This window comes from Xanthobacter sp. DMC47 (assembly GCF_056313845.1).
Window position 1 is genome coordinate 402,344 of record NZ_JBQUZM010000005.1, and the last position, 13,515, is coordinate 415,858.

Sequence of the window (13,515 nt, forward strand, 5' to 3'; positions counted from 1 at the left end):
CCCTCCGGTCAAGCCGGAGGGCGACGGCGGCGAGGGAAAGCCCCTCAGTTCCCGCCGAGGATCGCCTTCAGCTCGGCGCGGAACTCGCCCTCGATGTCGGGGCGCGACAGCGCATAGGCGACGTTGGCCATGAGGAAGCCGATCTTCGAGCCGCAGTCATAGACCGAGCCGTCGAACCGCACCGCGTAGAACGGCTCGGTTTCCTTGAGCTTCAGCATGGAATCCGTGAGCTGGATCTCGTTGCCGGCGCCCCGCTCCTGCTTGGCCAGCAGGTCGAAGATGCCGGGCTGGAGGATGTAGCGGCCGGAGATGGCGAGGTTGCTCGGCGCGGTGCCGGCCTTGGGCTTCTCGACCATCTGGGTGATGGCCTTTGCGCCCTTGCCCGCATCGGCGCCGGTGCCGACGATGCCGTACTGGTGGGTCTGGTCGTCCGGCACCTCGTACACCGCCACCACGTTGCCGCCGGTCTCGTTGTAGGCGTCGACCATGGAGGTGAGGCAGCCGTGGCCGTTGCCATTGCCAACCTTGGGCATGTGCAGCATGTCCGGCAGCAGCAGCGCGAACGGCTCGTCGCCGATGATGTCGCGCGCGCACCACACCGCATGGCCGAGGCCCAGGGGCAGCTGCTGGCGGGTGAAGGAGGTGGTGCCCGCCTTGGGCGTGTCGCGGTCGAGCTGTTCCAGCTCCTTGACCTTGCCGCGCTCCTGGAGGGTGCGCTCCAGCTCGAACTGGCGGTCGAAATGGTCCTCGATCACCGCCTTGTTGCGGCCGGTGACAAAAACGATGTGCTCGATGCCGGCGGCGCGGGCTTCATCCACCACGTGCTGCACGACGGGCCGGTCCACCACCGTCAACATCTCCTTCGGCACCGCCTTGGTCGCCGGAAGGAAGCGCGTGCCGAGGCCCGCGACGGGTAGGATCGCCTTGCGAATGGGTCTACGCATGTTGAGTTTCGCCCCTCCTGATCGCCACGGGCACGTGGTCTAGCACAGCTCTAGCGCGGACGGACCTAGCGCACCGCACATAAGTTTGCGTTGCACAATCATCCGCACAGCCATGGCAGCCGAGTGGCAACGGCCGAGATCGGCGCCCTGTTCCCCGACTTAGGTTAACCGGGTCGCAGCGAGATACCACCCCGCAAAACTTGCCATCCATTAACCGCGACGCAACCATATTGCCGCCCAGTAGGAGCCTCAGACGATCATCCCGGCCCCTTGCGGCAGGCCGGAAAGGGAAGGCTTTCAAGATGGCATCGACGACGCGCGAAAGGACCACCTTCGGAAGCGGCGTGGCCGTGACGCTCGCGCTCATCGCCGGCCTCGTCACCCCTGCCGCCGGCCAGGCCCAGACGACCGGCTCCATCTTCGGCTTCCCGCCCCCGGCCCCGCAGGCGCCCCAGGCGGGTGCAGGCCATCCGCTGATGACGCCGCAGGCCCTCGCCCAGGCCGAGGCGAACTTCCCCCAGTGCATCGCCAATCTGTGGCCGCTGGCCCAGTCCAAGGGCGTCTCCCGGCGCACGTTCGACAAGTACACGGCTTCGCTGCAGCCGCAGATGAAGATCATGGACTTCATGGACAGCCAGCCGGAATTCTCCAAGCCCATCGGCGCCTATGTGAACATGCTCGTCACCGAGACGCGCGTGCGCAAGGGCCGCGAGGTGCTGGAGCGCTACAAGCCCATCTTCGACCGGGCGGAAAAGGCCTATGGCGTCGACCGCTACGCGGTGACGGCGATCTGGGGCATCGAATCCACCTATGGCGACCCGGACGGCATCGGCCGGCGCAACGTGCTGGAATCCACCGCCACGCTCGCCTGCATCGGCCGGCGGCAGGACTATTTCCGCGACGAGTTCATCGCTACCCTGCAGATCCTCGAAAAGGGCGACGTGCCGTACGACCACCTGAAGGGGTCGTGGGCGGGCGCCTTCGGCCCCACCCAGTTCATGCCCACCTCGTTCCAGCGCTTCGCCGTGGACTTCGACGGCGACGGCAAGCGCAACGTGGTGGATTCCATCCCCGACATCATCGCCTCCACCGCCAACAACCTGAAGCTGGACGGCTGGGAGTTCGGCAAGGCGTGGGGCTATGAAGTGGCGCTGCCGCAGGGCTTCGACTACCGCCTCGCCAATCGCAGCAACAAGAAGACGCTTTCGGAGTGGAACGCGCTCGGCGTGCGCCGGGCCAACGGCGTCGCCTTCCCGCGCCCCACGGAGACGGCCTACCTGCTGCTGCCGGGCGGCGCCAACGGTCCCGCCTTCCTGATGATGCGGAACTTCGACGCCATCCTGAAGTACAACCCGGCCGACGCCTACGCCCTCGCCATCGGCCACCTCGCCGACCGGCTGCGCGGCGGCGGCGCCTTCGTCCAGTCTTGGCCGAAGGAGGAGCGCGGCCTCTCCAAGGCCGAGCGGCAGGAAATCCAGGGGCGCCTCGCCCAGATGGGCTACGACATCGGCAACGTGGACGGCATCCTCGGCCAGAAGAGCCGCGTCGCCATCCAGGACTACCAGTCCCGCGCCGGCCTGCTGCCGGACGGCTACCCCGACCTCGTGCTGCTCCAGCAGATGCGCCGGTGAGGCGGGGCGCCAGCGACACCGCAGGCGCTCCCCCCAACCGCGCCCTCGTCCTCCGGCTCGACCGGAGGACCCATGGCGCCGCTTGTCCCTGCGTCTGACCGCCCGCGCGGGCGGAGGGATGGGCCCTCCGATCAAGTCGGAGGGCGACGGATGAGAACTGAAGGCAGCGGATGCGGATTGAGCGCGGGCTTTTTCGCGACCCCCGCCCTCCCCAACCTCCGTCGTCCTCCGGCTCGACCGGAGGACCCATGGCGCCGCTTGTCCCTGCGTCTGACCGCCCGCGCGGGCGGAGGGATGGGCCCTCCGATCAAGTCGGAGGGCGACGGTTGTGAATGCCGTTCGGCGCTCCAGCTGCGACGTCGCTTGTCCGGAGAGGAGACCTACACCAGCCCTTCCACCGCCTCCGTCAGCCGCTCCAGATCCTCCGGGCGTGACAGGCGGTGGTCGCCGTCCTTGATGAGGGAGAACACCACGTCGTCCTCGGCGAGGCAGCTCACGAGGCGCATGGCGTGTTCCCACGGCACGTCCTCATCGCGCGCGCCCTGCAGGATGCGCACCGGGCAGCCCACCGCGAACGGCGCGCCGAGCAGCAGGTGGCGGCGCCCGTCCTCGATCAGGTCGCGGGTGATGACATAGGGGTCCTCGCCATAGAGTGTCGGCTTGAGGAAGCGGCCGGAGGCCTCGATCAGCTCGCGCACCGGGGGCGGGAACTTGTCCCACATGAGGGCCTCGGTGAAGTCCGGCGCGGGCGCCACCAGCACCAGCCCCTTCAACCGCTTCTCGCCGCGCGCCGCGAGGGCGCGGGCGAGCAGCAGCGCGATCCAGCCGCCCATGGACGAGCCGATCACCACCTGCTCGCCAGAGGTCGCACGGTCGAACACCGCCAGCGCCTCGCCGAGCCAGCGGGAAATGGTGCTCTCCTCGAACGCGCCGCCGGAGGCACCGTGGCCGGAATAGTCGAACCGCACATTCGCCAGTCCCTGCGCCTGCGCCCAGCGGGCGAGGTGCTCGGCCTTGGTGCCGGTCATGTCCGACTTGAAGCCGCCGAGCCAGAACAGGCCGGGCGCCGCGCCGGGGATAGAGCGGATGGCGATGGCGCGGCCATCCACGTCGAGGGTGGAGGCGGTTTCGCCGGGGATGGTCTCGGTCATGGTGTCAGCTCAGGCGAAGGTGGCGAAATAGCGCGCGATGATGCGGGCATAGATGCGGGTCAGCACCTCGAGGTCGGCGACGGGCGTCGCCTCGTCCACCTTGTGCATGGTCTGGCCCACGAGGCCGAACTCCACCACCGGGCAGAGGTCCTTGATGAAGCGCGCGTCCGAGGTGCCGCCCGAGGTGGAGGCCTCCGGCCGCCGCCCGGTCTCGGCCTCCACCGCGTCCGCCACCAGCTCCACGAAGGGGCCGGGCGCGGTGAGGAAGCTCTGGCTGGCCCCGGGCTGGAATTCGAGATCATAGGTGAGGCCGGCGCCATCGATCCGGCGGATGATCTCGGACTTCAGCGTCTCCAGCGAATAGAGGTCGTTGAAGCGCACGTTGAAGCGCGCGGTGGCCTCGGCCGGGATCAAATTGAACACCGGATTGCCCACGTCGATCGAGACCACCTCCAGATTGGAGGGCGGGAAGAAGTCCGAGCCATGGTCGAGGGGGGCGGCGATAAGCTCGCCCACCAGCTTCAGGAGGCGGGGAATGGGATTGTCGGCGAGGTGCGGATAGGCCACGTGCCCCTGCACGCCCTTCACCGTGAGGATGCCCGAGAGGCTGCCGCGCCGGCCAACCTTGAAGGCGTCGCCCATGGCGTTGGGATTGGTGGGCTCGCCAAGGACGCAGTGGTCGATGACCTCGCCCTTCTCCTTCAGCCACTCCACCACCTTCACCGTGCCGTCCAGCGCCGGGCCTTCCTCGTCGCCGGTGATGAGGAAGGAGAGCGAGCCCTTCTCCGGCCGCCCGAAGCTAAGCGCCGCGGCGAGGAAGGCGGCGACCGCCCCCTTCATGTCCACCGCGCCGCGGCCGAACAGCTTGCCGTCCTCCACCGTGCCGGCGAACGGGCCGTGCAGCCAGTGGGCGGGATCGCCCTCGGGCACCACGTCCACGTGGCCGGCGAAGCACAGATTGGGGGCACCGGTGCCGATGCGGGCGTAGATGTTGGGAATGGGAACGCCGCCGCTGTCGAAGGTCAGGCGCTCCACATGGTATCCAAACGCCTCCAGCCGGCGGGCGACCAGCTCCAGCGCACCGCCCGAATCGGGGGTGACGGACGGCGCCCGAATGAGTTCGGCCGCCAGCGTCAGCGCATCGGGGACGTTTGCCCGAAGCGCGGGCTTGACGGAAGCATCGGCGGTCATCAGGAAAGCCTCATCGCTACCGGGGGATGTCGAGATAGCGGCAAAGGCGCCGGTCTTTCCAGCGGTTTTGTCGCGGTTTGGGGCGACTTGGCCGCCTTTATCCCCCATCCGCCACGAGGCTGCCGCCTTCGGGCGACAGGAACGCCGCCGCGGAGGTTCAATATGAAGGTGAAGACGTCCGCGGCCTTTCTGGTCGCGCTCGCCCTGTCGGTTTTCCCCCTGGCTCAGGCCGGCGCCCAACAGGCGGCCAGCCCGCCGGCGCAGGGACAGCAGCAGGGACAGGGCCAGAGCGCGCCGGCGGCCACGCCCAATGCGGCCGCTTCGCCTCCTGCCGCACCTGCCGCTGCACCGGCGGGCACCGCGCCCCATGCCGGCGAGGCCGCGCCCGCCCCGGCGCCGAAGCCTGCGCCGGTGCCGCCCGATCCGACCATCGTCGCCGCCCGCGAGAAGATGGAGGCGGCCCGCTCCGCCCTCGATTCCATTGATGCCGCCCTTGCGGTGGAGGGCCTGCGCCCCGGCGATCTCGACGAGCTGCGCCAGCGCCTCGACCCCGCCCGCAAGGACCTTGCCGCCGTCTCCGATCAGATCGCCCCCCGCGTCGCCGATGCGGAGAGCCGGCTGAGCGGCCTCGGCCCCAAGCCCGCCGACGGCGCCACGGAGGAGCCCACGGTCGCCGCCGACCGCGAACGCCTCACCAAGGTTTCCGCCGAGCTGGGCGGCGTGCTGAAGCAGAACCGCGCGCTGGTGCTGCGCGGCGAGCAGATCTCCGACCGCATCAGCGCCCGCCGCCGCGCCCTGTTCACCGGCCAGCTGTTCGAGCGGGTGGATTCCGTCATCGACCCCGACCTGTGGACCAGCGCCTTCAACGCGCTGTCCGGCGAATTCCGCGCCCTGAGCTACTTCGGCAACGACTGGCGGGCCTATTCGGTGCGGCGCCTGTCGCCGCTGGCAGTCATCGGCATCGTCCTCGGCGGCCTCGCCATCATGGGCGCCGTGGTGGCGGGCGGACGCCTGCTGCGCAAGCGCCTGCGCACCCCCGCACCGGCCGAGGGCGAAAGCTTCACCCGCCTGCGCTCCGCGCGTGAGGCGATGAAGGTGCTGTTCCTCAACGCCACCGTGGCGCCCGCCGCGGCCATGGCGGCCATCGCCTTCGTCGGCGCCTTCGAGATCATTCCGCCCCGCGCCGAGGAACTGGTGCAGGGCATCGTCATCGCCATCTTCATCAAGGCCATCGGCAATGCCGTGGGCCGCGCCTTCCTGGCGCCGAACGAGCCGTGGCGCCGCCTGCCGCCGCTCTCCGACGGGGCGGCCGTCCTCGCCTTCCGCTATTACTCCTTCACCGTCTGGACGCTGGCCATCGCCGCCGCGCTCAATGCCCTGCACCGGGTGCTGTTCGCGCCGGTGGGGCTGACGGTGGTGACGAGCGCGATCATGTCGCTGCTCATCGCCGGCTTCATCTCCCGCTTCCTCGTCGGCGCCGCCCGCGCGGAGGCCAATGTGGAGGCGGCGAAAGACACCACTACTACCGATGCCGCGGCCATCGCCGCCACCGGCCCGGCGCCCGCGCCGCCGCGCTACATCCGCCTGTTCGTGTGGGTGGCGGTGTTCTCGCTCATCGGTGCGCTGGTGGCCGGCTACATCAGCTTCGCCGCCTTCGTCGCCGCGCGCATGGTCATCGCGGCCGCCGTGCTCGGCGTGCTCTATCTGCTCTATGCCCTCATCGACGCCTTCTTCGGCGAGGGGCTTTCGGCCGAGACCCACCGCGCGCGGATGATCTCCAGCATGCTGGGGCTGAAACCGGAGCGGGTGGAGCTGATCGGCGTCCTCGCCTCCGGCCTGCTCAAGCTTCAGCTCTTCATCATCGCGGCCTTCCTCATCGTCGGCAGCTGGGGCACCTCGACCGCCGACATGATGGAGACGGTGGAGCGCGTCTCCTTCGGCGTGCGCATCGGCAACGCCACAATCACGCTGTGGAGCGTGGTCTATGCCGTGCTGCTGCTGCTCGTCAGCCTCGCCGCGGCGCGCGGCCTGCAGAAATGGGTGTCGAGCGCGCTCCTGCCGCGCACCGGACTCGAGCCCTCGCTGCAATCCTCCATCTCCACCATCGTCGGCTATGTGGGCACCATCATCGCCGTCATGGTGGCCATGGGGCAGCTGGGGCTGAACCTCGAGAACATCGCGCTTGTCGCCGGTGCTCTCTCGGTCGGTATCGGTTTCGGCCTGCAATCGGTGGTGTCGAACTTCGTCTCCGGCCTCATCCTGCTCGCCGAGCGGCCGATCCGGGTGGGCGACACCATCAACGTGAAGGGCGAGGAAGGCTATGTGCGGCGCATCTCCGTGCGCTCCACGGAGATCGAGACCTTCGAGCGCGCCACGGTGATCGTCCCCAATGCCGACCTCATCACCGGCATGGTGAAGAACTGGACGCACTCCAACACCACCGGCCGCATCATCGTCGCCGTCACCGTCTCCTATGACAGTGACCCGGAGGAGGTGCGCGACATCCTCGTCGCCTGCGCCTGCGACCATCCGCAGGTGCTCCAGACGCCGCCGCCGCGCGTGTTCCTGATGAAGTTCGCCGACGCGGGCATCGTCTTCGAGCTGCGCTGCGTGGTGGCCAACGTGGACTATGCGCTGACCGTGAAGAGCGACTTGCACTTCCAGGTGCTCTCGCGCTTCCGCAAGGCGAAGGTGGGCATGGTGGCGCAGCCCTGGGCCGCGCTCGCCCGCGCCCCGCGCGACATGGTGCCCCCGCCGCCCGCGCCGCCCGACCCGCTGCAATGAGCCGGGGCCGGCCGGGCGCGGCGCGCTAACGCTTCCTCAACCCTCCCGGCGCACAAGACGGGGGGACCGCCGGGGATCGCCCCCGAAGCCCGCCCGAACAAGGCCAGCCGGAAGCCGAGACATGCGCGACCAGATCCTCCGCCGCTCCCTCCTCGCCGGTGCCGGCCTTGCGCTTCTCGCCGCCATCGCCGGCTGCGCCACCACCGAGCAGATCGACAGCCAGCCGGCCTTCTACATCAACCTCGCCAAGACCGGTAAGCCGGTGGACGCCGCCGCCGCGGCCTCGCTCCTCTCCGACTACCGCACCGCGCGCGGCCTGCCGGCGGTGACCATCGACGACACGCTGTCCCGCCTCGCCCAGGACCAGGCCAACGCCATGGCCAAGGCCGACAACCTCTCCCACGAGGTGGGCGGGCGCAATTTCATCAGCCGCATCAAGGCCTCCGGCTACGACGCGAAGCGCGCGGTGGAGAATGTGGGCGCGGGCTACCACACCTTGGCCGAGGCGTTCTCCGGCTGGCGGGATTCGCCCTCGCACAACAAGAACATGCTGGAGCCGGGCGTGACCCGCATGGGCATCGCCACGGCCAATGCGCCCAATTCCAAATACAAGGTCTATTGGGCGCTCATCCTCGCCCAGCCGGATACCCCGCCCGCGCGATGACAAGCCCGCGCGGCGCTTGAGCGGAAAGAACCTCCGCGCGGCGCCTGAGCGGCGAAACCCCGCGCGGCATCCCCTTCACGGCACCGCTGCGCGCGTTCGTGATCGCGCGGTACGGGCGGAGGGCTTTTCGATTGCCGGCTTCTCTGGCCTAATCAGCTCGTCTAGACACGACAGGCAGGAGAGGAAGATGAAGCGGATCGCTTTCGTCGCGTGCGCCCTGAGCATCCTCGCCGGCCCGGCGCTCGCATGCCCGGGCATGACCAACGCCTCCATCGGCGACACCACCACCACCGCCAGCAATCCCGTGACCCAGAAGGGCGGCTGAGCCGCCTCACGGCCGGCTTCGCTTTCCCTCCCGACGGAACCTCCGTTCCCCGGCCCTCGGGCCGGGGCTTTTTTTAACTGAGTCATTCTGGGTTGATCGCCAGGATCACCCCCAAACACTGGACTGGCAGAATTTCTCCGAGAGCCGTTGACATTTCATGCCAATTTTATGAGCTACGAGATCCCAAAAATACAGGCCGAGCAGTCGCTCATCTCTTGCGTCAAGTTGCGCCTCTTTTCCGTGGTGGAAGAGCGCATGGCGCCTATCTGAGTATATTTTAAATCTTAAATATTCGTCCACATGCTTTATACTAATGCCATACGCCTTCGAAATAGAATCTCGCGCTGACTGTGACTTTCCAGCCATAACTTCAATCGAAGTCCAATAATTGACAAATTTTACAACAGGATCTGACTCACTTAGTGCTCTCGACATAAATTTTGACGCAGTTAATACCTTCTCTTTAATATTGCGTTCTTGACGAGATATTGCTTCCATCACACTTAGGGTTAGATGCTCGTCGTCATTGATGTAAAATCCAGGAATTAACGGCAGAGCGATAACGTCTGATGGAAAGCTAAATCTTCCATCCCCATGTAAATCAAATTCTCCAACTTTTCGGAATATGGGGTTTGGTCCCAGAGAGAGCGAAATCACAGATTTTACATAATTAATTGACTGGAAAGCTCGCTCGTAAGAGATGCCTCCAGCCGCCTCGTCACACGGGGACATTATACAAAACATATCGACATCTGGACATTTTACATTAAAAATATCGGAGTAAAAAACCACACTCCTCTCCGCAATTGCAAGATTTATAGCCATTCTGCTACTCAAGAATTCGGAAAAATTGCCCAGAAAAATCATGGCGCAGTGGCCATTCGGCATGACATCCGCCGAAAACCGGACCCCAGCTAAAGCTGTGGTCAAAATTTGGCCGTTCGGTACAAGGAAATCGAATACTTGCGCATGTAGACGCTGAGCGACACAGCCTCGCTCGGCAAATTGCCGAGCGAGGTCTGAAAAGTCGGAGGTCCGGCGTTCACCTTTCGCCATGGTCACCTCATATCTGCCGCGCCCTCACATATGGATGGCGCGCTTCTCCACGGCCATGGCCGCCTCCTTCACCGCTTCCGAGCGGGTGGGGTGGGCGTGGCAGGTGCGGGCGAGGTCTTCCGACGAGCCGCCGAACTCCATCAGCACCGCGCATTCGTGGATCATCTCGCCGGCCTCGGGGCCGATGATGTGGGCGCCGAGCACCTTGTCGGTGGCGGCGTCGGCGATGATCTTCACGAAGCCGTCCGTGGTGTTGTTCACCTTGGTGCGGCCGTTGGCGGTGAAGGGGAACTTGCCGACCTTGTAGGCGACGCCCGCGGCCTTCAGCTCGTCCTCGGTCTTGCCCACCGAGGCGACCTCCGGGAAGGTGTAGACCACGCCGGGGATCACGTCATAGTTCACGTGGCCCGCCTTGCCGGCCAGTTGCTCCGCCAGCGCCACGCCCTCGTCCTCGGCCTTGTGGGCGAGCATGGGGCCGACGATCACGTCGCCGATGGCATAGATGCCGGGCACGTTGGTGGCGAAGTGGTGGTCGGTGACCACGCGGCCGCGCGCATCCTTGGCGACGCCCGCCTCCTCCAGCCCGAGGCCGGCGGTGTAGGGAATGCGGCCGATGGCGACCAGCACCACGTCCGCCTCCAGCACCTCGGCCGCGCCGCCCGCGGCGGGCTCCACCGAGACCTTCAGGGTCTTGCCCTTGGTGTCCACGCCGGTGACCTTGGTGCCGAGCTTGAAGGCGAAGCCCTGCTTGTCGAGGATGCGCTGGAACGACTTGGCCACGTCCGAATCCATGCCGGGCAGGATGCGGTCGAGGAATTCCACCACCGTCACCTGCGCGCCGAGGCGCCGCCACACCGAGCCGAGCTCGAGGCCTATGACGCCCGCGCCCACCACGACGAGCTTGCCGGGAACCTTGGGCAGCTTCAGCGCGCCGGTGGAGGAGACGATGCGCTCCTCGTCGATGGTCACGCCCGGCAGCGGGGCGACGTCCGAGCCGGTGGCGATGACGATGTTCTTCGTCTCCAGCACCTCGACCTTGCCGTCGGCATTGAGGGTGACCTCAACCTTGCCGGTGCCGAGGATCTTGCCGGCGCCCATGTAGACGTCGACCTTGTTCTTCTTCAGCAGGAACTCGACGCCCTTCACGTTGCCGTCCACGCCGCGGTCCTTGAAGGCCAGCATGGCGGGCAGGTCGAGCTTGGGCGCCGGGACACCGATGCCCATGTCGGCGAACTTGTGGCCCGCCTCCTCGAACAGCTCGGAGGCATAGAGCAACGCCTTGGAGGGGATGCAGCCCACGTTCAGGCAGGTGCCGCCATGGGTGCCGCGCTTCTCCACCACCGCGACCTTGAGGCCGAGCTGGGCCGCGCGGATGGCGCACACATAGCCGCCGGGGCCGGTGCCGATGACGATGAGATCGTAGGACATGCGGAGTTCCTTCAAGGTAAGGGGCCACAGCGCGTCACGGCGCGGCAACGGCCCTTTGCAAGGCGAGGCGGATACCGAGGCAGATCAGGAGTGCGCCGGTGACGCGATTGAACCAGCGGCCGAAGCGGACGAGCCCGTCGCGCACCGCCCGGCCGGTGAAAAAGAGGGTGACGAGAGCGAACCAGCACACCAGCAGCACGCCCATGGACAGCCCATAGAAGCCCTGCACCGCCAGCGGGGTCTCGGGGCTCACCAGCGTCGAGAACAGGGACAGGAAGAACAGCATCGCCTTGGGGTTCAGCGCATTGGTGAGGAACCCCAGGGCGAAGGCGCGCCGGTCGGAGATGACACCGGCGGGCGCGGCTGCCGCCTCGCCGTCCATGGCGGGTGCAGGCGCAGCCCAGGTCTTCACGCCCACATAGACCAGATAGGCGCAGCCCGCCCACTTCAGCACCGAGAAGGCAACCAGGGAGTGGGCGACGAGGAAGCCGAGGCCGGCCAGCGTGTAGCTGGCATGGAGAAGGATCGCGGAGCCGATGCCGAGGCTGGTGAAAAGGCCGGCGCGCCGGCCGAACACCACGCTCTGGCGCACCACCATGGCGAAGTCCGGCCCCGGCGCGACCGCCGCGACGGCGAACACCGCCATGAGGGTGAGATATTCGGCCAGATGGCTCACGATCCCAAGTCTCACCACGAGGCAAGGAGAAGGATGGCCGGACGTGTCCGGCCATCCCCTCACATCATCACAGATCCAGCACGAGGCGCGCGGGATCCTCCAGGGTCTCCTTCACGCGCACCAGGAAGGTCACGGCCTCGCGGCCGTCGACGATGCGGTGGTCGTAGGAGAGGGCGAGGTACATCATCGGGCGGATCACGATCTGCCCCTTGACCACCACCGGACGCTCCTCGATGCGGTGCATGCCGAGGATGCCCGACTGCGGCGCGTTGAGGATGGGGGTGGACATCAGCGAGCCGTAGATGCCGCCGTTGGTGATGGTGAAGGTGCCGCCCTGCATCTCCTCGATGCCGAGCTTGCCGTCACGCGCCTTGCGGCCGTAGCCGGCGATGGCCTTCTCGATCTCGGCGACGGAGAGCAGATCCGCGTCGCGCACCACCGGAACCACGAGGCCCTTCTCGGTGCCCACCGCGATACCGATGTTGTAGTAGTTCTTGTAGACGAGATCCTGGCCGTCGATCTCGGCATTCACCGCCGGGATGTCCTTCAGGGCCGCGATCACCGCCTTGGTGAAGAAGCCCATGAAGCCGAGCTTGGTGCCGTGCTTCTTCTCGAAGGCATCCTTGAACTGGCTCCGCAGGCTCATGACGGCGGTCATGTCCACGTCGTTGAACGTGGTGAGCATGGCGGCGGTGTTCTGGGCATCCTTCAGGCGGCGCGCGATGGTCTGGCGCAGCTTGGTCATCTTCACCCGCTCCTCGCGGGCGGCATCGGTCGGCGCGGAAGGCGCGCGCACCGCCACGGGGGCCGGCGCGGCGGCGGCCGAGGCGCCGGCGGCGATGGCGGCCAGCATGTCACCCTTGGTGACGCGGCCGTCCTTGCCGGAGCCGGACACGTCCGCCGGGTTCACGCCGCTCTCGGCGGCGATGCGGCCCACGGCCGGGCCGTTGCTGCCGGCCGCGACCGCGGCGGCGGGAGCTGCGGCAGGAGCAGGCGCGGGCGCAGCAGCGGGAGCCGGCGCGGCGGCGGGGGCAGCGGCAGGCGCGGCCTCGGCGCCCGAGCCGGCGCCGATGTTGCCGAGCAGCGCGCCGACGCCGACGGTCTCGCCGTCCTTGGCGACGATCTCGGAGAGGACGCCCGAGGCCGGGGCCGGCACCTCGACCGTCACCTTGTCGGTCTCAAGCTCCACCAGCGGCTCATCGGCCTTGACGGCCTCGCCGGGCTTCTTGAACCACTTGCCGATGGTCGCCTCGGTAACGGACTCGCCCAGGGTGGGCACGCGGATCTCGGTCATTGTGTTCGCCCCTTGAGGGGGCCTCCCTCAGACTTCGGCTTGGGCCGGGCGTGGCGCCCGGCGCTCGATGAGCGACAGAATGGGCATCACCGCATAGGTGAAGCCCAGGTCCGCCTTGATGACGGGATCCCGACGCGAGAGGCCGGTCGCGGCGGCCTCGTCGGGGACTTCGATGACGGCCATCCCCCAGATGCCCGCCGGGTCCGCCACGGGACCGACGGCGAGGGCCGTGCCGGCCTCCGCCTCGGCCTGCCAGAACGCGAAGTGCGCGCCCATGGCATCCATCTCGGCCGCGCTCGCGTCCGAGGGAAAGCTCGGGCGCGGCGGGGAGAGGCGGAGCAGGAAGTGCGGCACGGCGCGTCCTCTTTCGG

12 protein-coding genes are annotated in these 13,515 nt (G+C 67.5%); 4 read left to right on the forward strand and 8 right to left on the reverse strand.

Annotation, left to right across the window (positions count from 1 at the left end; genetic code table 11):
- Window positions 1-44: 44 nt before the first annotated feature.
- Complete coding sequence (gene galU, locus ACT54R_RS21975; protein ID WP_476330050.1) at window positions 45-944, reverse strand: UTP--glucose-1-phosphate uridylyltransferase GalU; 900 nt, start codon at window positions 942-944, stop codon at window positions 45-47.
- 302 nt (window positions 945-1,246) lie between these two features.
- On the opposite strand from galU, the gene ACT54R_RS21980 reads away from it, so the two are divergent.
- Window positions 1,247-2,575, forward strand: coding sequence for a lytic murein transglycosylase (locus tag ACT54R_RS21980; RefSeq protein ID WP_476330053.1), 1,329 nt, complete (start codon window positions 1,247-1,249; stop codon window positions 2,573-2,575).
- A gap of 380 nt (window positions 2,576-2,955) precedes the next feature.
- On the opposite strand, the gene ACT54R_RS21985 is transcribed toward ACT54R_RS21980, so the two are convergent.
- Together ACT54R_RS21985 and dapE are read right to left on the reverse strand one after the other, a co-directional pair.
- Window positions 2,956-3,726: an alpha/beta hydrolase gene (locus ACT54R_RS21985; RefSeq protein WP_476330056.1), complete on the reverse strand. Its 771-nt coding sequence runs from the start codon at window positions 3,724-3,726 to the stop codon at window positions 2,956-2,958.
- Window positions 3,727-3,735: 9 nt separating this feature from the next.
- Window positions 3,736-4,917, reverse strand: a complete 1,182-nt coding sequence (gene dapE / locus ACT54R_RS21990) for a succinyl-diaminopimelate desuccinylase (RefSeq protein WP_476330059.1) — start codon at window positions 4,915-4,917, stop codon at window positions 3,736-3,738.
- A gap of 162 nt (window positions 4,918-5,079) precedes the next feature.
- On the opposite strand from dapE, the gene ACT54R_RS21995 reads away from it, so the two are divergent.
- The 3 genes from ACT54R_RS21995 (at window position 5,080) to ACT54R_RS22005 (ending at window position 8,690) form a co-directional block, all read left to right on the forward strand.
- Window positions 5,080-7,701 carry a DUF3772 domain-containing protein gene (locus tag ACT54R_RS21995; RefSeq protein ID WP_476330062.1) on the forward strand — a complete coding sequence of 874 codons (2,622 nt, stop codon included), beginning with the start codon at window positions 5,080-5,082 and terminating at the stop codon, window positions 7,699-7,701.
- Between the two features lie 121 nt (window positions 7,702-7,822).
- Window positions 7,823-8,365 carry a CAP domain-containing protein gene (locus ACT54R_RS22000; protein ID WP_476330065.1) on the forward strand — a complete coding sequence of 181 codons (543 nt, stop codon included), beginning with the start codon at window positions 7,823-7,825 and terminating at the stop codon, window positions 8,363-8,365.
- Between the two features lie 187 nt (window positions 8,366-8,552).
- Entirely contained in the window at window positions 8,553-8,690 is a 138-nt protein-coding gene (locus tag ACT54R_RS22005) for a hypothetical protein (RefSeq protein ID WP_168457309.1), read from the forward strand.
- A gap of 105 nt (window positions 8,691-8,795) precedes the next feature.
- On the opposite strand, the gene ACT54R_RS22010 is transcribed toward ACT54R_RS22005, so the two are convergent.
- The 5 genes from ACT54R_RS22010 to ACT54R_RS22030 all read right to left on the reverse strand — a co-directional run bounded on the left by ACT54R_RS22010 (window position 8,796) and on the right by ACT54R_RS22030 (window position 13,498).
- Window positions 8,796-9,746: a hypothetical protein gene (locus ACT54R_RS22010; protein WP_476330068.1), complete on the reverse strand. Its 951-nt coding sequence runs from the start codon at window positions 9,744-9,746 to the stop codon at window positions 8,796-8,798.
- Window positions 9,747-9,770: 24 nt separating this feature from the next.
- A complete protein-coding gene (gene lpdA, locus ACT54R_RS22015; RefSeq protein ID WP_476330070.1) occupies window positions 9,771-11,174 on the reverse strand; it encodes a dihydrolipoyl dehydrogenase in 1,404 nt (467 codons plus the stop codon).
- Window positions 11,175-11,208: 34 nt separating this feature from the next.
- Window positions 11,209-11,850, reverse strand: a complete 642-nt coding sequence (locus tag ACT54R_RS22020) for a LysE family transporter (protein WP_476330073.1) — start codon at window positions 11,848-11,850, stop codon at window positions 11,209-11,211.
- Between the two features lie 67 nt (window positions 11,851-11,917).
- Entirely contained in the window at window positions 11,918-13,144 is a 1,227-nt protein-coding gene (gene odhB / locus ACT54R_RS22025; RefSeq protein ID WP_476330076.1) for a 2-oxoglutarate dehydrogenase complex dihydrolipoyllysine-residue succinyltransferase, read from the reverse strand.
- A gap of 27 nt (window positions 13,145-13,171) precedes the next feature.
- Window positions 13,172-13,498, reverse strand: a complete 327-nt coding sequence (locus ACT54R_RS22030) for a YciI family protein (protein ID WP_168457305.1) — start codon at window positions 13,496-13,498, stop codon at window positions 13,172-13,174.
- Window positions 13,499-13,515: the final 17 nt, after the last annotated feature.